Below are 17,698 nucleotides of genomic sequence, written 5' to 3'. Positions count from 1 at the left end.
CTGGCTGACTTCACTGATGCACGCGGCCCCATTCGGCCTCGAAGGTCTGCACCAGAACCTGACTGCTGAGCCGATTGGGCTCGGCGTTTACACGCGCCATGTCCGGAGGAAAGTTCAACAAGGGCTCGATCCCATCCAGAGACAGGAACCGCAAGCCATCAGGCAGTTGCACAGGGACACGCCAAGGACGATGGTGCGCCATCACAAAGCCCCATTCTCCAAAACTGGGAACGTGCGCATGGTAGGGCGTGGTCTGCAAACCGACTGCCTCCAAGGTGGACACCACGGTCCAGAAGCTCTTGCGCGCGATCAGGGGCGAAGTGGTTTGTATGACCGCGTAGCCACTGGCTGCCAGGTGCTGGTCCAGCAACGCATAGAACGTGGTCGTGTACAACTTGCCGATCGAGTGGTTGGTCGGATCGGGAAAGTCGACCACGATCACATCAAACACTTCATCGTGTTCAGACAGCCAGGTGAAGGCGTCGGCGTTGATGACCTTGACTCGGTTCGACAACAAGGCACGCTGATTCAAGGACACCAGCCGTTCGTCGCGGCGAAACAGCTGCGTCATGGCCGGATCCAGCTCGACCAGGGTCACCGACTGCACGGATGGGTAACGCAAGATTTCGCGAACGGCCATGCCATCACCGCCCCCCAGAACCAGCACCCGACGTGGGGCCCCGTGGGCCGCCATGGCAGGGTGCACCAAGGCCTCGTGATAGCGGTACTCGTCACGCGAAGCGAACTGCAGATTGCCATTGAGGTACAGCCGGGTTCCCCCGCTGCCCTGCGTGACCACAATGCGCTGGTAGGGCGTGTCTTGCCTCAGCACCACCCCCTCGCCGTAGAAGCGATCTTCGGCCCAACTGGTCAACGGCGCGGCCCCCACCATGGCCCCCAGCAACAACACGATCACCAACACACTGGCTGCGACATGACTGCGCCATGCACGGACCTCGGTTCTGAACAGCCACAGGCACCAGACCGCCACAGCCGCATTCATCAATCCGAACAGCACCCCCGTGCGTACGACACCCAAATGGGGCACCAGCAAAAGTGGAAAGGCCAGTGAAACGGCCAAGGCCCCCAGGTAATCAAAGGTGAGCACTTCGGACACCAGATCTTTCAGTGCATAGCGTTGCGCAAAGTGCCGCTTGAGAATTCGCATCACCAGGGGGATTTCCAGGCCAACCAGGATCCCGATCAGCAGCACGCAGCCATACAGCAAGGCCCGAAACGGGGCAACAGCGCCAATCGGCAAGGTGCTGTTGGCCAGAAAGAGGGCCATCGGCATCAGCCCGCCCACTACGCCCACCAGCAACTCCACCCGCAGAAAGACTGCGATCAGTTGTCGCACCACATAACGCGACAACCATGACCCAATGCCCATGGCAAAGAGGTAGGTACCGATGACCGTGGAGAACTGCAAGATGGAGTCCCCCAGCAGATAGCTGGCCAGGGCCCCAGCCGCCAACTCGTAGACCAGACCACACGCGGCAACGACGAACACCGAGCCCAGCAGAGCCAACTCAGCCAGGCTGACTCGGGCACCGTCGCCATCAGGAAGCGCTGGATCAGCCATGAACCGCGGCAGCCACAATCATGCCAATGGCCAGGCACATCGCGCCCACCACCACAGCCAGCGCGAGGTTCTTCTTCTCAACGATTTCCCCCCACAGATCGTATGGGGTGAGCTTGTCGACAATGATGAAGCTGATCCAGAACAGGATCACGCCTGCGATGGCATAGGCCATTGTGGCCAGAAAGACAACCGGTTTGAGCCATTCCATAGTCATATCTCCATTCGATTACTTGTGGGACCCGCCACTGCTGTAGCCCCCATAGGAACCACCATGGCCACTGCCATGCGAGCGCGAATACTCGCGACATTGACGGTATTCGTTGCTGTACTCGCCGTACCGCTCTTTTGTGTCCTGGCACTCATCGGTACAGCCATTGACCACGCCCATGACAATGACCGCGGCAACCACAAGCCACATGATGACCTGCCAGCGTTGGGTCGAATCAGATGACAGCGAGGCATCGCGTTGAAACGATCGGGCCTGCTTCGGTGCAATGCGAAACGCCGCCATCACCTCGGCGGCCGTGATCGTTTCCCCCGCTGACCACACCATCTCTTGCCCGGTCTGCTCGCAGTTCAAACGCCGATGAGCCTGAGCCCCCTCGCCGGCGTAGTCCATGTTGAGAGTACGCTGCTCCTTGCGAACCGGCCAGTAGAACTCCCCCAGCACATACGTGGTCTTGGCTGTGTAGGTATAGCGCTTGCGGTACCGAACCCCCTGCCACTCAATGTCCCCTCGACGGGAGGCGGGCACACCAGTGACAGGTCGCACCACACTCCAGCCATCTTCGGCATCAACCAGAAAGACAAAGCCTCGCTTCTGGTTGTACAGCAGGTATTCTCGCCAGAAGGTTGTCTCTTCCTCAGGATCTGCGGGCTGATCACAGCGCTCCTGATACCCGACAACCTGCCAGTTACCCACCTCTCCGAGCACCTTGAACGTGGCCACTGCCCCCAATGGGATCAGGGGCTCCAGGCCATTGTTTTGCTTGTAGCTCTTGAGCTTGCCTCCTACGCCAGATCGCAGGTCGATCACCGAGTGACAACTGCCACACACAATCGTCTGCGTCGTGTCCAGCGATGGTGCCAGATCGGTACCACATTGTGGACACTCGACACTGCGCGCCGCCATTGAGGCCTCTTTCGAACGCCCATCGCCCGCTAAACCACTGAGTTGCAAGTCATTGAGCGATACCGACCTGCCCAGGTCAAAGCGCATGGGCTTGCGTTGGGGCTCGATGCTCAGAATCTCGCCTTGCGGGTTGCGCAGTTCGACGACCGGCTGAGCACTTTTGAAATTAGGCAAGTCGGGCAATTCGCCCATCGCCGCGTGGGCTTTCGCCTGGACACGCGAGGACAAGACCCAATCACGCCCTGCCACATAAATCGGGCTGCCCACCCCCAGGCGCAACAGATCCGGCAAGCTCGCCTCATCCACCCCACTCAAAGGAAAGGTGAACACGTAGGCGCCATTGTCTTCACTCAGGGTTCCGCTGCGGCCGTTGTCAAACAGGGCGTGCCATTCAGTCCATCGCCCGGTTTCGCCATCGACATCCAGATACGCCAACTGAATGCGCCCTACCAGCGTGAACGACTCTCCCTGTAGCTTGCCCCTCACCCCCAAACTCAAAGGGCTGTGGTCATCAAACAGTTCCGCGCTTTCGCCGATGCGCGACAAGGTCTCACCATCGCGCACCAGGGTGCTGCGACAGTAAGAGCACACAGCCATGGGCGACGCGGCCGATTGAAACTCAACCGGCGCGCCACATCGTGTGCAGAGTGCCCGCCAGGCACGCTGCCGCATCTGATCGCTCATGATCCGTCAGGGATTCAGACCAATTTCTTGAGCAGTTCGGCCTTTTTGGCTGAAAACTCCTCGTCGGTCAGGATGCCCTTGGCCTTCAGATCAGCCAACTTCTCGATGGTGGCCATGACCTCATCGGGCCGCACGCCTGTACCACCGGTTGCAGCCTGTGCCCCCTGCAGCCCCTGTTGAATCGATTGGGCCATGACTTGCCCCAAAGCCAAGCCTGCACCCAGCCCAGCGGCATCACCAGCCACACCACTGCCCTGTCCTGATGCCGCCGCAATCGTTGGCAAGGCCTGCGCGGCCTGGTACTGCACGAATTGGCCCATGTTCTGACCCACCATGCCCATGCCGATTTTCTGGTCCAGCACCTTCTGCAGCTCTTCCGGCAAGGACACGTTCTGAACGGTCATGCCCTCCAGCGCCACGCCCAAGGCTTCGAAATACGGTGCCACAGCCTCAGACAAGGCCTTGGCAAAGGCCACCTGATTGGCCGCGAGGTCGAGGAAAGGAATGCCGCTTTGAGCCACGGCATCGCTGAGATGCTGCAACAGCACGCCACGCAGCTGCCCATCCAGGTCGGCCACGGTGTAGCTTGACCGAGTGCCGGAGACTTCCAGGTGGAACTTGCGCGGATCGACCAGGCGCACGGCATAGTTGCCAAAGGCGCGCAAACGCACGGCACCAAAGTCCTTGTCGCGCAAGGTGATGGGCTGCGAGGTTCCCCAGCGCAGATCCAGCTGTTGCCTTGTGCTGAAAAAGTAGACATCGCTCTTGAAGGGCGAGTCAAACAGCTTGTCCCAATTTTTCAGGTTGGTCAGCAAGGGCAACGTCTGTGTCGTCAGTTTGTGCGTACCCGGCCCAAACACATCAGCGACCTTGCCCTCGTTCACAAACAAGGCCATTTGCGACTCACGCACGACCAAGGTGGCGCCATTCTGGATTTCACGGTCGTCAAACGGATACCGCCATGCCAGCACGCCATCGGTGGACTCCACCCACTCAATGACATCGACAAACTGTTTCTTGATGAAATCGATCAATCCCACGTGACGCACTCCCTTATCTTTGCAGGCTATTTTTGGCCTCCATCAAGGTGCATCTTACCCACAAGTCCTTTAAAATCCGGGCCTTCCTTCACAGCCTCTGGATCTACACCATGCACCGCTGTCTCAAGGCCCTGGCCGCTCTGGCCCTGGCCGTGCCTGTGCTGGCACAAGCCCAACTCCAACTGCAACGGCAGTTCCCTGCCACCGCATTGCGTGGCGAATTGCAGATCACCACACCCCCTGACGCCATCTTGAACGGGCAGCCGGTTCGCTTGGCACCAGGCGCCCGCATTCGGGGCGGAGACAACCTGCTGGTCATGTCGGGTGCCATTGCCGGGCGCAAGAGCCCCGTGATCTACACCATCGACACCTACGGCCTGCTGATCGACATCTGGCTGCTGCGTGAAGACGAAGCGGGCAAGCTGTGGCCCAAAACACCCGATGAGGCCGCCAAATGGGTGTTCGACCCTGCCGGCCAGACCTGGACCAAGCCCTGACGATTTCACGAAGTACACGCGCCATGAATGCCTCCTCCAAGAAGGTCTACATCAAGACCTACGGCTGCCAGATGAACGAATACGACTCGGACAAGATGTCTGACGTCATGAACGCAGCCAAGGGCTACACGCCCACCGACAACCCAGAAGAAGCCGACCTGATCCTCTTCAACACCTGCTCGATTCGCGAGAAGGCACAGGAAAAGGTGTTTTCCGACCTCGGCCGCGTCAAGCACCTGAAAGAAAAGGGTGTGATGATTGGCGTGGGCGGCTGTGTGGCCAGCCAGGAAGGTGCTGCCATCATCGAGCGCGCGCCTTATGTGGACGTCGTGTTTGGCCCGCAAACCCTGCACCGCCTGCCGGCCATGCTGGAAATGCGCCAACAGCAAAAGCGCCCCCAGGTGGACATCAGCTTCCCTGAAATCGAAAAGTTCGACCACCTGCCCCCGCCCCGCAAGGAAGGCGCTTCGGCGTTCGTGTCCATCATGGAAGGCTGCTCGAAGTACTGCAGCTATTGCGTGGTGCCTTACACCCGCGGCGAAGAGGTGTCACGCCCCTTCGATGACGTGCTGACCGAAGTGGCCGACCTGGCCGACCAGGGCGTGAAAGAAGTCACCTTGCTGGGCCAGAATGTCAACGGCTACCGAGGCAAGATGGGCGACACCAGCGAGATCGCTGACTTCGCCTTGCTGCTTGAGTACGTGGCCGAGATGCCCGGCATCGAGCGCATCCGCTTCACCACCAGCCACCCCAACGAGTTCAGCCAGCGCCTGATCGACGTCTACGGCAAGACCCGCAAGCTGGTCAACCACGTGCACTTGCCCGTGCAGCACGGCTCTGATCGCATTCTGATGGCGATGAAGCGCGGCTATACGGCGCTGGAGTACAAGAGCGTGATTCGCCGCCTGCGTGCGGTGCGCCCCGACATCAGCCTGTCAACCGACTTCATCGTGGGCTTCCCAGGCGAAACCGACGACGACTTCGACAAGCTCATGAAGCTGGCCACCGACCTGGAATTCGACGCCTCATTCAGCTTCATCTACAGCTCGCGCCCCGGTACCCCCGCGGCCTCGCTGGAAGATGGCACGCCGCACGAAGTCAAACTCAAGCGCCTGCAAACCCTGCAGGCTTACCTCGAGTCCAATGTGCAGCGCTTCAGCCAGGCCATGGTGGGCACAACCCAGACCATTCTGGTGGAAGGCCCCAGCCGCAAGGACCCTAACGAGCTGATGGGCCGCACCGAGTGCAACCGGATCGTGAACTTTGCCCCAGGCCCTCACCCCGAGCGCTTGATCGGGCAGCTGATTGCGGTGAACATCACCCAGGCGTACCCACACTCTCTGCGCGCTGAGGTCAAGGTCGCTTGATCCGATCCACGTAGCTAAGCGCCCCTGGATGGGGCGTTCCTGCGCAGTTTTTCACGCTTGGTCCTAACGTTTCGCATTTTGTGCATTTAACGCCAGCGACTCTGGCCGAAATGAGGAAGACCAAGAGTGGAAAGCAGCCATGAAGTTATTGCGCCTGTGCGCCAACCAGATTCGCCTCAACGAACCCCTGCCCTGGAACGTCCGTAACGAGCCGGGTGCCTTGCTGCTGAGCAAAGGGTTTCTGATCAAGGAACAGCATCAGATCGATACGCTGCTGGATCGTGGCGTCTACGTGGATCAGGAAGAGTTCGAAGCCCATCAGCGGGCCGCCAAGGCCGCCCGCCCCAAAGCCGACCCCTTTGCGCTGTGGGCCGCCATTCTCAAGCAGGTCGGCTCGCTCCTGCGCGGCCATGCCGACAACCCCCATTTCGCGGACGACATTGGTCGCATGTCTGGCCACATTCATGGCGCCATGAAACAGGACGTCGAGGCCGGCACCTTCGAGATGATCTATGCCGACCACACCAGCTATGCGGTAGCCCACTCGCTGCAAACGGCGTTTGTGTCGAGCCTGGTCGCCGAGCGCTTTGGCTGGTCAGACACAGAACGCACCGTTCTCGTTCGGGCGGCCCTGACGATGAACATTGCCATGCTGGACTTGCAGAACCTGCTGTCGCAGCAAACCACCCCACTGACGCCACAGCAGAAGGCCGAGATTGCCTCGCACCCGGCCCGAGGCAGAGAGATTCTGGAGCAGGCGGGGGTGACCGATCAGGATTGGTTGAGCACCGTGGCCGACCACCATGTGACGCCTGACGGAGGCGCCTTGCCTCAAGACGATCGCTCGCGCAATCAACTGGCCTGCATGATTCACTACACCGACGTGTACCTGGCCAAACTGAGCCCTCGAGCTTCTCGGCCCGCGCTGGCCTCGAATACAGCGGCGCGCGAGCTCTATCTGTCTGCGGGCGGGGCGAACAACCCTTACACGGCCGCCATCATCAAAGAGATGGGCATCTTCCCGCCCGGCTCATTCGTGAAACTGGCCAACGGCGACACCGCGATTGTTCTACGCCGCGGTGAATCGGCCAATACACCCCAGGTCCAAAGCCTGATTTCGGCCGATGGCTGGGTCTTTCCCGACCCCCATTTCCGCAACACGGCCAAGCCCGAATTCAAGGTGGTGGCGACCGTGCCGCGCAGCAATGTGATGCTGCACCTGGACCGCAAACGCCTATTTGGCTATCAGGGCAGCTGACCCAACCGTGGCGCCTCACTGCCGCCAGGCCGTGAACAGACCTTCGCGCGCAGCCTGTGTGATGGCGGCGACGCCCGGATGGGTGATGCGCCGCTCGACACTGATCACATAAAACTCTTCAATCAGATCGCTGGCCTGCCCTAACAGGGTGGCCTCGTATTGGCGACACACCTCGTCGTGCAACACCATGGGCGCCATGAAGATACCGTGCCCCTGGTGGCCGAGGGCTTTGAGGAGCGCGCCGTCATCGAACTCGCCCACCACATGGGGCCGCAGCTTGTGCTTCGACAACCATTGAGCCAGACGCCCCCCCATGGCTGAATCCGCCCCCGGCACCAGCATGGGCGCGCCGTTCAGGCAGGCCGGGAATTCGCCCTCGAGCCTGTCAGCCAAAGCTGGTACAGCGTAAAACCCCACAGCCGAACCGCCCAGCCGGTGGCTGAAGGCGTGCACGCTCAGTCCGGATGGCAAGGGCGTGTCAGACAAGACCAGGTCGATGCGATGCACCGCCAACTCGGCCAACAAGCTATCGAGCTTCCATTCCCGGCACACCACCTTGAAGGCCTGCTCACCCTGCAAAGCCGGTTCGAGCAGGCGACAGGCCACCATCTTGGGGACCGCATCGGCAATGCCGACGCGCAGCTCCAGTGGACGCGCCGCCCCACGCGGTTGCCGCACGACCTGATCCAACTCTGACCCGAGTGTGAAGATGTCTTCGGCATAGCTGAAGGCCAGTTGACCCGCATCGGTCAACTCCAGCGCACGCCCACTTTTGTGAAACAGCTCGCGGCCAAAGTGCTCTTCGAGCAACTGAATCTGGCCGCTGATGGTCTGGGGTGTGACATGCAGATGCTCGGCCGCCTTGACCACGCCACCGTGTTTGGCCACCGCCCAGAAGTAAAGCAGATGCTTGTAATTCACTTCGAAAAATCCGAATCGTTTTAAAAATTAAATCTGATTTACGCGAAATGTTCAAGCACCTAAATTGGAGCCGTCATCCACTTCCACGAAAGGAATGTCATGCGTTTGTTGATCCAGACTCAAGGCTTGCTGCTGTCCCGTGAAGACCGTGACCTGATCCGGTCCCGGATTCAGCAGGCATTCGGCCGCTTCGGGCGCCAGACCGTGGGCGCCACCCTGCATCTGCAGGACATCAACGGCCCCCGAGGCGGACAGGACAAGGACTGTCAACTGGTCATCGAACTGGAAGACACCACCGCCGTCATCACCGACCGCGGGGCTGATCTGAAGGCCGTGGTGAACCGCGCCATTCACCGGGCGGTACAAACCATTCGCCGCCAGTTGAAGCACCAGCAACTGCGCACACGCGAACGAGTCAGTCTGCGCTCGATCAACGAGCGCTCCCGCGACGCTCGCCGCACGCGCGATCACCAACTCGCATTTGACCTCGACGGCTGAGATCAAACCCACGTGACCCGGAACAAGGCAACATCATGGACATACTGAATAACCTCTTTCTGGGTCACCCCATCTGGCTGTGGCTCAGCTTCGCCGGCGTGGTCATCACCCTGCTGGCGTTCGATCTCGGCGTGCTGCACAAAGACCAGCACGAAATCAGTATTCGCGAAAGCATGTGGCTGTCTGCGGGCTACATCGGCGTGGCGCTGATCTTCGGGGCTTGGGTCTGGCAACAGTTGGGCGCAGAGGCCGGCATGGCCTACTACACCGCTTTCTTTGTCGAGAAAAGTCTGTCGCTCGACAATGTGTTCGTCATCTCGCTGATCTTCACGTACTTCGCCATTCCGCGCATGTATCAGCACCGTGTGCTGTTCTGGGGCATCATCGGCGTGGTGGTGTTACGGGCCATCATGATCGGCCTGGGCACGGCACTGGTCTCTGAATTCAGCTGGATCCTGTACCTCTTCGGCGCCTTCCTGCTGTGGAGCGGCATCAAGATGATCTGGGTGTCCGATCACACGCCTGACCTGGAAAACAACCGCGTCATCCGCACCTTCAAGAAGTTCGTGCCGGTCACCACCGACCTGTACGGCGAGAAGTTCTGGATCCGCCTGCCACACCCCACTCGATCGGATAAATCAGCCTGGTGGGCCACCCCGCTCTTCATGGCGCTGATCATGGTGGAAACTGTGGACCTGATCTTCGCGGTCGACAGCGTGCCGGCGGTACTGGCCATCACGCAAGACCCCTTTGTGGTCTACACCAGCAACATCTTCGCCATCCTGGGTTTGCGCGCCCTGTACTTCGCCCTGGCCGCCATGGTGCATCGCTTCGAATACCTGAAGTACGCCCTGGCTCTGGTTCTGGTGTTCATTGGCGGCAAGATCATGGCCACCGGTGTGTTCGGCCACATGCCCGCAGCCCTCAGCTTGGGCGTGACCTTTGGTCTGCTGGCCAGTGGTGTGCTGTTTTCTCTGTGGAAGACGCGCGGAGCAAACCAGACGTGACCCGGGCAAGGTGCGCAACGTAGCGGGCCATGTCCTCGGCCGGCACGTTGGCGTACCCAAGCACCAGCCCCTCAAAGCCCTCGACCCCACCTGTGCTGTAGGCACTCAGGGGGCGAGGGCTCAAGCCTTGCTTCAAAGCCTCATCCGCCAGCACTTGGTCTGACAATGGACACCCCGCCACCGTGAGGTGCATGCCGCACTCGCCCCCGAGCAAGGCCGAAGGCCACGGCCAATGCACCCGCCACGCCTCGCGCAGGGCCTGTTGCCGCTCCCAGTACAAGCGGCGCATGCGCCTCAGATGCCGAGTGAATGCCCCTTCATTGATGAACTCGGCCAAAGCCAACTGGCTCTGCGGACGCCCTCCCCTGACCAAAGCATTGATCGAAGGCGCCAGGCGATCCATCAACCCCTGGGGCAAGACCATGTAGCCCAGCCGCAGGGCAGGAAACAGCGATTTGCTGAAGGTGCCCAGGTACACCACTGGGGCATCATCAACCAGACCTTGCATGGCCGCCAAGGGGGGACCATCGTGTCGAAACTCGCTGTCGTAGTCGTCTTCCAGTATCCAGGCCCCACAGCGCCAGGCTCCGTCAATCAAACTCATGCGACGCGGCCAGGTTAGCACCGAGCCCAAGGGGTACTGGTGCGATGGGGTCAGATAGATCAACCGAGGGGGGCGCTCGTTCCACCACGCAGGCGGCACAGCCATGCCCTCGGCATCGACCGTGATCGGTTGCAATTGCAGCCCCGCCAAACTCAAGGCCACACGTGCCCCGCCATAGCCGGGGTGCTCGATCCAGGCCAGGTCGCCCACATCGGCCAACAGTTGGGCGCACAGGTTCAAGCTGTCTTGCGTGCCTTGCGTCACCACCACCTGGTCGGCATGGCAACGCACACCGCGTGAGGCCTGCACATAGGTCGCAATGGCCTGACGCAGCTCGGGTTCGCCGCGGGCATCTCGATACCCCAAGTCAGAGCCGCGCAGACAACGTGCGGCTCGATCCATGGCCTTGCGCCAGGCTTGCAGTGGCAGGGCGTCCATGGCGGGCACCCCGGGCATGAACGGCTTGAGATCGTCGTCGGGCGAGCGAAAACGTTGCCATGCGCCAGCCCGCCGCGACGTCTGCCCGTGGCTAGGGGTCTCCTGGCCCGCTTTGGAACCGCCTGCTGATGCCTGCGCCAACGAAGCCCGCGCCCACGCACGCACCACGGTGCCTTGCCGAGTGGCTTGCACGTAGCCCTCCGCCGCCAGTTGCTCATAGGCGTAGATGAGGGAGTTGCGCGCCACGCTCAGTTCGCACGCCAGGGATCGGGTAGCCGGCAAGACAGACCCTGCCGGCAAGCGTCCATCTGCAATGGCCTCTCGCAGGGCCAGGTAGATCCCACGCCGCTGTGACAACCCTGCTCGCTCGCCCAGGCGTGCCTGGTCACACAGAAAACGAAGATCGACCATGTTGTGGCTCCCATTTTTTTGTCATTCCTGGTTCTTTATGAAGAGCCACGGTTTGCCTATCGTAAAGGCTCAGTTCATGCAAAACAATCAGGAGTCCGAAGATGTCCATGCCCCTCCCGCCTTCACCCCGGTCCACGCTCAAACGTGCGGCTGAACGCGGCCACTACGATGCCGCCACCATCCACGCCATCGTCGACGCCAGCTATGTGTGCCACGTGGCTTGGCACAGCCAGGGCAACGTGCTGTGCATTCCCACTGCATGCTGGCGCATCGGCGATCGGCTCTACATCCATGGCTCGAATGGCAGCCGCATGATGAAAGACCTGGGGCAAGGTGTGCCCTGCTGTGTCACCCTGACGCTGCTGGATGGGCTCGTGCTGGCCAAGTCGGCGTTTTCCCATTCGATGAACTACCGCTCCGTGGTCATTCATGGGCAGTTTGAAATGGTGGCCGACGAGGCCAAACCCGCTGTGCTCGATGCCCTGGTGGACTGGATCGTGCCCGGTCGCTCGCAAGTGGCTCGCCCAGCCGATGCCAACGAATTGCAAGCCACCACGGTACTGGCCCTCCCCCTGGCCGAAGCGGCTGCGAAGATTCGCAACTGGGGCCCGAAAGACAAGGAAGGCGATGCCAATTGGCCCTGCTGGTCAGGCGTGCTGCCCATGCGCCTGCAAGCACAAGCCCCCCAGGCGCACGACAAGGACGACCACTTACTCGCGGGGGCACCTGGCGCCCACTGGACCGAGGGGGGTGTCATTCGCAACTGATTGATGCCGGGAGACAATTTTGGTAGTTTTACCAAATGGACTCGCCCGACATGTCTCCCCTCGATGACGCCGACGTGGTGGTGCCGGTTCGAGAGCGCATTCTCGATGCGGCACTGCAACTGATTCAACTGCACGGCCTGCACGCGATGACGCAGGCCAAGGTCTGCGAGATCGCCGGGGTGCGCCACAGCCATTTGACTTACTACTTTCCTACGCGGGTCAAATTGCTCAAGGAGGTCGTCATGCGGGGCGCCGAAACGGTGCTGGCCTTGCTGGATGGCCCAGAGGACAAACGCGCAGGCTCACTGGCCGCCTTGCGCACAGCCCTGTCCGAACTGCCCAGCAACCGGGGCCTTTCACGCATGATGGTGGCCGTTTACGTGGTCAGCGACGAAGAACCGTCGCTGCGCCCCTGGATGGACAAATTCCAGATGAACGGCTTGCAGCGAGTCAAGCGTGCACTCGAAGCCATCGGCATCAAGCCGCCGCAGCGAGCCGTCGAAGCCTTCCTGGCTTGCCTGATTGGCACCTTGTTCAACGACTACGCCGCCGCCAGCGAGCGCTCGCGCAAGCGCTCGAAGGCAGTCATTCGCCATGCCTTCGACCAGATGGTGGCGGCCGGCAAAGGCCCACGCCTGTCAGATTGGTAAGGTCAGGCAATCAGCTCGCTGATCAGCCGTCGCAGCGGGATCCCACGCCCAGTGGGCCAACATGGGCGCATGCAGACGCGCCTGCAGGGTGCTGATGTTGGCGGCTTGCTGAGGCATGTCAGGATCCACCACATTCGCGATCCAGCCAGCCAGCGTCAGGCCTCGAGACAGAATGGCTTCCTGGGTCAGCAAAGCATGGTTCAAGCACCCCAGGCGCACACCCACCACCATCACCAACGGAATCTGCAAGCGCAAGGCCAGATCGGCACTGGTGGCCCATTCCCCAGGCGCTTCATGCAAGGGCACGATGAAACCACCGGCCCCCTCCACCACGACCACGTCGGCATGCTGGCGCAGCGCGTGGAAGCTGGCCTCGATGTGAGCCAGATCGATCTGCTCACCCGCCAGCCGCGCCGCCAGATGCGGTGACACCGGGTCAGGCAAGGCATAGGGGTTATCGAAGACCGGCGGCACCTTCAAGGTCGAAGCCGCGCGCATGGCTGCCACGTCTTCGTTCAGCCATTGGCCATCGACCCAATCGCAACCGGCCGCAACCGGCTTCATGCCCACACAACGGGCATGCTGACGGGCATAGGCACGCAGCAAAGCGGTGCTGGCTTGGGTCTTGCCTACGCCGGTATCGGTGCCGGTCACAAACAGAGAAAGGGTCATGCCATGGGTACTCCATCGCTGAGATCTGCCCCGGACGGCTCGGCCAGCACACGGTTCAAGGCCTTCAGACTGGCCTCGACCAGATGGGCTTGCTCGGCCTCGTTCAGTACGTAAGGTGGCATGAAGTACAAGGTGTGTCCGATTGGCCTTAGCAAAACACCCTCTTCCATGGCGGCCCGGTGGTAGCGCGCGGAAAACGTGGGGTCTTGCGTGTCAATGTCCCACGCCCAGATCATGCCCAGCTGGCGGTGCGCGCTGACCGCGCTGTGCCGGGTCAGCGGCTGCGCCAATTCGGTCAGGCGTTGCGCGGCCACGCGGTTGTCGCCCAGCACATCGCGCTGGGCAAACAGATCCAGCACCGCAACAGCGGCCCGGCAAGCCAACGGGTTACCGGTGTAGGAATGCGAGTGCAGGAATCCGTGAGCGGTGCGATCGTCCCAGAAGGACTCGTAGACGGCATCTGTGGTCAGCACCACCGACAAGGGCAGCAACCCTCCTGTGATGCCCTTGCTCAAGCAGATGAAATCCGGGCGGGCCACCTCACCGCTAACGGGGTCCACCGCTTGTTGGTGCGCGAACATCGACCCGGTGCGACCAAAGCCCACCGCGATTTCATCGGCAATCCAGTGCACCTGGTACTGGTCACACAGGCGGCGCACCGCCACCAGGTAAGCGGGGTCATACATGGCCATGCCGGCCGCGCCTTGCACCAGCGGCTCCAGAATGATGGCCGCTGTGCGCGCGTGGTGCTCGGCCAAGTACTGCGCCAATGCATCGATGCTGTCTTGCAAGGGGTGCATGGCTGGCGATGGCAAGGTCGCACTCAGGCGCAACAAGGGGGCATAGGCCTGCCGAAACAGGGGAATGTCTGTCACTGACAGCGCACCCACCGTTTCCCCGTGGTAGCCGCCTTGCAAGCCAATGAATTCGTTTTTCTCGGACTGGCCCCGGTTGCGCCAACTGTGAGCGCTCATCTTCAACGCAATCTCGGTGGCACTGGCGCCATCGCTGCCATAAAAGGCATGCCCCAAGCCGGTTAGCTGCCCCAAGCGCTCCGACAACTCCACCACCGGAGGATGGGTCAAGCCCGCCAGCATGATGTGATCCAGCGTGTGAAGCTGATCGGTGATGGCCTGGACGATGGGTTGCGGGCTGTGTCCGAACAGGTTCACCCACCAGGAGCTGACCGCATCCAGAATGCGATCCCCCCGGTGATCAACGAGCCAGGGCCCCTTGGCGGCAACGATGGCACGAGGCGGAAAGGTCTCGTGGACCTTCATCTGGGTGCAGGGATGCCAGACGGCCTGGCGGCTGCGTTCAGACAAACTCATGTCATGCTTGGGCCGAGGGCATCGGCCAATCAGGGGCGGTACACGCAACGGTCACCCGCTGCACGGGACACAGCCACCCCGCTGACTTGCGGAATGGTCTGGCTGATGCGACTGTGAATGAAAACACAGAGGTTTTCCAGCGTGGGTGCGCCCAGGCCAGGCACTTCATCGAGGAAATGATGGTCCAGCTGGCTGCGCACGGCGGCAATGGCTTCGCGCAAGATGGCCAGGTCCACCACCATGCCGGTGTCGGGGTGGCGTTCACCACGCACCATCACCTCAGCGGTGTAGGTGTGCCCGTGAATGCGGCGACTGCTGGCCGCTTCCTCTGGGGACACGAAGCGCTTGAGCGTGTGGGCAGCGTCAAAGGAAAAGGTCTGGCTCAGTTCAAACATGCAATCGTTCTCGCAGCACGGTGTTAGCGAATGCCCAGGGATTTGTGGGTCTGCACGCTGAGCATCCAGCGTGGGTGGTCCAGGCACCATTGAACGGCCCACTGAGCAGCCTGCGTTCGGGCCTCAGGCGAGGCACTGTCCAAGGGCTGAATCCGCATTTGCTCGAAAGACATCGCCTCGAACGACAGCAAAGTAGCCTCATCGAAACCCGCCTGGGGCATGACCACCTTCAACTCATGCCCCGAGGTCTGGACCAGTTGCGAGCCAGCCTTCGGGCTGACGCAGATCCAGTCGAGCCCCTCGGGCGCGGCGAGGGTGCCGTTGGTTTCCACTGCCACCTCGAAACCCTGCGCATGCAGGGCCTCGATCAAGGCCGAGTCGACCTGCAGCAAAGGCTCGCCACCGGTCAGCACCACAAAAGGCCGCCCGGCGCGCCCAGGCCAGAACCCAGCCACCGCTTGCGCCAGGGCTTCGGCTGTAGCGAACTTGCCGCCCCCCAGGCCATCGGTGCCCACAAAATCGGTATCGCAAAAACGACACACGGCCTGGGCCCGATCGGCCTCACGTCCGGTCCAGAGGTTGCAGCCGGCAAAACGACAGAACACCGCAGGGCGACCGGCATGTGTGCCCTCGCCTTGCAGGGTGTAGAACATTTCCTTGACGCTGTAAGCCATGTCACCTCAACCCGGTCCACCACACCACACCGGCGGATGCCAGCACCAGCGCCATGTAAGTCCACATGGCTCCATCACGCCCCAGCAGCACCAGCCCCAGGATCAACACCACGGCATTGGCCGCAGCGGCCCACTTCACCTGCCGCAACCAGCCCGCTGATTTCAGCGGCTTCCACCAGAACAACCGCGACAGCGTGGGCACGATCAAAGCCATGCCCAGCGCCGGCCCGAAAAAATTCACAATGTGGACCAGGCCACCCCAAACATCCATCCGAAGCCCTCAGTCCCTGCGGCACAACCCTTGAGACACATCAAAAAATGGCGGCGACACGGGCCAAGGGCCTACAGAAACCGCTGCAATCGCACACGTGCCCCACACGGGCACAAACCCTGGATTTTATAATCCCGTCCCATGACCGTGCTGACCCTGGGCTTGAACCACCACACCGCCGCCGTTGACCTACGCGGCCGCTTCGCCTTTGCGGTGGAGCAACTGGTGCCCGCCCTCAAAGGGCTGCACGCCCGGATGGCGACCTCGATGCAAGCCGAAGTGGCCCTGCTGTCCACCTGCAACCGCACAGAGTTGTACTGTGCGGCGGGTAGCCTGGGTGGGCATGGCCACGCCTTGCAGCGCTCGGCGGTGGAATGGCTGTCGGGCATTGGTGGCGTGTCGGCCGACGAATTGATGCGGCACACCTACGTGCTCGAAGGTGGCCAAGCTGCTCGCCACGCCTTCCGAGTCGCCAGCGGTCTGGATTCCATGGTGCTGGGCGAGCCTCAAATCCTGGGTCAGATGAAGCAGGCCGTTCGGGAAGCCGACAGCGCCGGCACCCTGGGCACCACCCTGCATCAGCTGTTCCAGCGCTCGTTCGCGGTGGCCAAGGAGGTGCGCACCTCGACTGAAATCGGCGCGCACTCCATCAGCATGGCGGCCGCTGCGGTGCGTCTGGCTGGCCAACTGTTTGAAGATCTGTCAAAGACCAAGGTGCTGTTCGTCGGCGCGGGCGAGATGATCGAGCTCACCGCCACCCACTTCGCTGCCCGCACCCCACGCGCAATGGCTGTGGCCAACCGCACGCTGGAACGCGGCGAAAAGCTGGCCAACCACCTGGGCGCGCAAGCCATGCGTCTGGCTGATTTGCCCCAGCGCCTGCACGAATTCGACATCGTCGTGTCCTGTACCGCGAGTTCCTTGCCCATCATTGGCCTGGGCGCGGTCGAACGCGCCCTCAAGGCCCGCAAGCGCCGCCCCATGTTCATGGTTGACCTGGCTGTGCCGCGCGACATCGAGCCCGAAATCGGCTCCCTCGACGACGTCTACCTCTACACCGTCGATGACCTGTCGGCCCTGGTGCAAACCGCTGGCGAAAAGCGGCAGGCGGCCGTCGCCCAGGCCGAAGCCATCATCGAAACAGGGGTGCAGGGCTTTGTGCACTGGCTCGACCAGCGCACCACCGTGCCCCTCATTCAGGCCCTGCATTCGCAGGCCGATGCCTGGCGTGCAGCCGAGTTGGCGCGCGCCCGCAAGATGCTGGCCAAGGGCGACGACCTTGAAGCCGTGCTGGAAGCCCTGTCGCGCGGCTTGACCCAAAAAATGCTGCACGGCGCCATGGCTGAATTGCACAGCGCCGACGCCCATCAGCGTCCGCAAGTGGCTGCTTCCTTGGCTCGACTGTTCCTGCGCGGCGACCTCACCGCCTTGAACGCCACGCCCTCACAGCGCCACCCTGACAACCGGCCTGCCCCCCAAGGGGACGCCGCGTGAGCCGC

The 17,698-nt window shown here is 61.7% G+C and carries 19 protein-coding genes; 8 read left to right on the top strand and 11 right to left on the bottom strand.

What is annotated here, in order from left to right; translation table 11 throughout:
- Window positions 1-10 precede the first annotated feature (10 nt).
- Genes VFW72_RS05935 through VFW72_RS05920 form a run of 4 tightly spaced genes read right to left on the bottom strand, consistent with a single transcriptional unit; the run spans window position 11 to window position 4,438 of the window.
- Window positions 11-1,582 (bottom strand): polyamine aminopropyltransferase, encoded by a 1,572-nt coding sequence (locus VFW72_RS05935; RefSeq protein ID WP_329673359.1) that lies wholly within the window; start codon window positions 1,580-1,582, stop codon window positions 11-13.
- On the bottom strand, window positions 1,575-1,796 hold the full coding sequence (locus VFW72_RS05930) for a DUF350 domain-containing protein (protein WP_329673358.1): 222 nt from the start codon (window positions 1,794-1,796) through the stop codon (window positions 1,575-1,577). The genes VFW72_RS05935 and VFW72_RS05930 overlap by 8 nt, the downstream gene beginning before the upstream one ends.
- A 12-nt stretch (window positions 1,797-1,808) precedes the next feature.
- Window positions 1,809-3,398: a DUF4178 domain-containing protein gene (locus VFW72_RS05925; protein ID WP_329673357.1), complete on the bottom strand. Its 1,590-nt coding sequence runs from the start codon at window positions 3,396-3,398 to the stop codon at window positions 1,809-1,811.
- A gap of 14 nt (window positions 3,399-3,412) precedes the next feature.
- Window positions 3,413-4,438 carry an SPFH domain-containing protein gene (locus tag VFW72_RS05920; protein WP_329673356.1) on the bottom strand — a complete coding sequence of 342 codons (1,026 nt, stop codon included), beginning with the start codon at window positions 4,436-4,438 and terminating at the stop codon, window positions 3,413-3,415.
- A gap of 110 nt (window positions 4,439-4,548) precedes the next feature.
- Between VFW72_RS05920 and VFW72_RS05915 the strand changes: the two genes are divergently transcribed.
- The 3 genes from VFW72_RS05915 to VFW72_RS05905 all read left to right on the top strand — a co-directional run bounded on the left by VFW72_RS05915 (window position 4,549) and on the right by VFW72_RS05905 (window position 7,560).
- Window positions 4,549-4,935, top strand: a complete 387-nt coding sequence (locus VFW72_RS05915) for a hypothetical protein (RefSeq protein WP_329673355.1) — start codon at window positions 4,549-4,551, stop codon at window positions 4,933-4,935.
- 23 nt (window positions 4,936-4,958) lie between these two features.
- Entirely contained in the window at window positions 4,959-6,302 is a 1,344-nt protein-coding gene (gene miaB / locus VFW72_RS05910) for a tRNA (N6-isopentenyl adenosine(37)-C2)-methylthiotransferase MiaB (RefSeq protein ID WP_329673354.1), read from the top strand.
- A gap of 139 nt (window positions 6,303-6,441) precedes the next feature.
- Window positions 6,442-7,560 carry a hypothetical protein gene (locus VFW72_RS05905; RefSeq protein WP_329673353.1) on the top strand — a complete coding sequence of 373 codons (1,119 nt, stop codon included), beginning with the start codon at window positions 6,442-6,444 and terminating at the stop codon, window positions 7,558-7,560.
- A gap of 15 nt (window positions 7,561-7,575) precedes the next feature.
- On the opposite strand, the gene nhaR is transcribed toward VFW72_RS05905, so the two are convergent.
- Window positions 7,576-8,481 (bottom strand): transcriptional activator NhaR, encoded by a 906-nt coding sequence (nhaR, locus tag VFW72_RS05900; protein WP_329673352.1) that lies wholly within the window; start codon window positions 8,479-8,481, stop codon window positions 7,576-7,578.
- A gap of 99 nt (window positions 8,482-8,580) precedes the next feature.
- Here nhaR and VFW72_RS05895 point away from each other — a divergent pair, with 99 nt between their 5' ends.
- Window positions 8,581-8,979, top strand: a complete 399-nt coding sequence (locus VFW72_RS05895) for a hypothetical protein (protein ID WP_329673351.1) — start codon at window positions 8,581-8,583, stop codon at window positions 8,977-8,979.
- A gap of 35 nt (window positions 8,980-9,014) precedes the next feature.
- On the top strand, window positions 9,015-9,986 hold the full coding sequence (locus VFW72_RS05890; protein ID WP_329673350.1) for a TerC family protein: 972 nt from the start codon (window positions 9,015-9,017) through the stop codon (window positions 9,984-9,986).
- Here VFW72_RS05890 and VFW72_RS05885 read toward each other — a convergent pair.
- Entirely contained in the window at window positions 9,904-11,439 is a 1,536-nt protein-coding gene (locus tag VFW72_RS05885; RefSeq protein WP_329673349.1) for a PLP-dependent aminotransferase family protein, read from the bottom strand. The two genes, VFW72_RS05890 and VFW72_RS05885, sit on opposite strands and share 83 nt — an antisense overlap.
- A 101-nt stretch (window positions 11,440-11,540) precedes the next feature.
- Between VFW72_RS05885 and VFW72_RS05880 the strand changes: the two genes are divergently transcribed.
- On the top strand, window positions 11,541-12,206 hold the full coding sequence (locus VFW72_RS05880; protein ID WP_329673348.1) for a pyridoxamine 5'-phosphate oxidase family protein: 666 nt from the start codon (window positions 11,541-11,543) through the stop codon (window positions 12,204-12,206).
- Window positions 12,207-12,256: 50 nt separating this feature from the next.
- Entirely contained in the window at window positions 12,257-12,856 is a 600-nt protein-coding gene (locus VFW72_RS05875) for a TetR/AcrR family transcriptional regulator (protein WP_329673347.1), read from the top strand.
- Here the strand turns inward: VFW72_RS05875 and bioD are convergent.
- Genes bioD through VFW72_RS05850 form a run of 5 tightly spaced genes read right to left on the bottom strand, consistent with a single transcriptional unit; the run spans window position 12,845 to window position 16,142 of the window.
- Complete coding sequence (gene bioD / locus VFW72_RS05870) at window positions 12,845-13,528, bottom strand: dethiobiotin synthase (RefSeq protein ID WP_329673346.1); 684 nt, start codon at window positions 13,526-13,528, stop codon at window positions 12,845-12,847. The genes VFW72_RS05875 and bioD overlap by 12 nt on opposite strands.
- A complete protein-coding gene (gene bioA, locus VFW72_RS05865; protein ID WP_329673345.1) occupies window positions 13,525-14,859 on the bottom strand; it encodes an adenosylmethionine--8-amino-7-oxononanoate transaminase in 1,335 nt (444 codons plus the stop codon). Before bioA ends, bioD begins: the two co-directional genes overlap by 4 nt.
- A 29-nt stretch (window positions 14,860-14,888) precedes the next feature.
- On the bottom strand, window positions 14,889-15,254 hold the full coding sequence (locus VFW72_RS05860; RefSeq protein ID WP_329673344.1) for a 6-carboxytetrahydropterin synthase: 366 nt from the start codon (window positions 15,252-15,254) through the stop codon (window positions 14,889-14,891).
- A gap of 23 nt (window positions 15,255-15,277) precedes the next feature.
- Window positions 15,278-15,928 (bottom strand): 7-carboxy-7-deazaguanine synthase, encoded by a 651-nt coding sequence (gene queE / locus VFW72_RS05855; RefSeq protein ID WP_329673343.1) that lies wholly within the window; start codon window positions 15,926-15,928, stop codon window positions 15,278-15,280.
- A 1-nt stretch (window position 15,929) separates the two neighbouring features.
- Complete coding sequence (locus VFW72_RS05850) at window positions 15,930-16,142, bottom strand: hypothetical protein (RefSeq protein WP_329673342.1); 213 nt, start codon at window positions 16,140-16,142, stop codon at window positions 15,930-15,932.
- Between the two features lie 198 nt (window positions 16,143-16,340).
- Between VFW72_RS05850 and hemA the strand changes: the two genes are divergently transcribed.
- Complete coding sequence (gene hemA, locus VFW72_RS05845) at window positions 16,341-17,693, top strand: glutamyl-tRNA reductase (protein ID WP_329673341.1); 1,353 nt, start codon at window positions 16,341-16,343, stop codon at window positions 17,691-17,693.
- The last annotated feature ends 5 nt before the right edge of the window (window positions 17,694-17,698 follow it).

Origin of the sequence: Aquabacterium sp., assembly GCF_036273115.1 — a bacterium.
Lineage (GTDB): Bacteria > Pseudomonadota > Gammaproteobacteria > Burkholderiales > Burkholderiaceae_C > Aquabacterium.
The sequence above is the reverse complement of the archived record's forward strand: the minus strand, read 5'-3'. Positions and strand labels throughout refer to the sequence as shown.

Bases quoted from the DNA above. Each gene is read 5' to 3' on its own strand.
- VFW72_RS05890 (WP_329673350.1), top strand. From the start codon at position 9,015: ATGGACATACTGAATAACCTCTTTCTGGGTCACCCCATCTGGCTGTGG.
- hemA (WP_329673341.1), top strand. From the start codon at position 16,341: ATGACCGTGCTGACCCTGGGCTTGAACCACCACACCGCCGCCGTTGAC.
- VFW72_RS05915 (WP_329673355.1), top strand. From the start codon at position 4,549: ATGCACCGCTGTCTCAAGGCCCTGGCCGCTCTGGCCCTGGCCGTGCCT.
- VFW72_RS05935 (WP_329673359.1), bottom strand. From the start codon at position 1,582: ATGGCTGATCCAGCGCTTCCTGATGGCGACGGTGCCCGAGTCAGCCTG.
- VFW72_RS05905 (WP_329673353.1), top strand. From the start codon at position 6,442: ATGAAGTTATTGCGCCTGTGCGCCAACCAGATTCGCCTCAACGAACCC.
- VFW72_RS05930 (WP_329673358.1), bottom strand. From the start codon at position 1,796: ATGACTATGGAATGGCTCAAACCGGTTGTCTTTCTGGCCACAATGGCC.
- VFW72_RS05885 (WP_329673349.1), bottom strand. From the start codon at position 11,439: ATGGTCGATCTTCGTTTTCTGTGTGACCAGGCACGCCTGGGCGAGCGA.
- VFW72_RS05860 (WP_329673344.1), bottom strand. From the start codon at position 15,254: ATGTTTGAACTGAGCCAGACCTTTTCCTTTGACGCTGCCCACACGCTC.
- VFW72_RS05850 (WP_329673342.1), bottom strand. From the start codon at position 16,142: ATGGCTTTGATCGTGCCCACGCTGTCGCGGTTGTTCTGGTGGAAGCCG.
- bioA (WP_329673345.1), bottom strand. From the start codon at position 14,859: ATGAGTTTGTCTGAACGCAGCCGCCAGGCCGTCTGGCATCCCTGCACC.
- VFW72_RS05875 (WP_329673347.1), top strand. From the start codon at position 12,257: ATGTCTCCCCTCGATGACGCCGACGTGGTGGTGCCGGTTCGAGAGCGC.
- VFW72_RS05895 (WP_329673351.1), top strand. From the start codon at position 8,581: ATGCGTTTGTTGATCCAGACTCAAGGCTTGCTGCTGTCCCGTGAAGAC.
- VFW72_RS05925 (WP_329673357.1), bottom strand. From the start codon at position 3,398: ATGAGCGATCAGATGCGGCAGCGTGCCTGGCGGGCACTCTGCACACGA.
- VFW72_RS05880 (WP_329673348.1), top strand. From the start codon at position 11,541: ATGTCCATGCCCCTCCCGCCTTCACCCCGGTCCACGCTCAAACGTGCG.
- miaB (WP_329673354.1), top strand. From the start codon at position 4,959: ATGAATGCCTCCTCCAAGAAGGTCTACATCAAGACCTACGGCTGCCAG.
- bioD (WP_329673346.1), bottom strand. From the start codon at position 13,528: ATGACCCTTTCTCTGTTTGTGACCGGCACCGATACCGGCGTAGGCAAG.
- queE (WP_329673343.1), bottom strand. From the start codon at position 15,928: ATGGCTTACAGCGTCAAGGAAATGTTCTACACCCTGCAAGGCGAGGGC.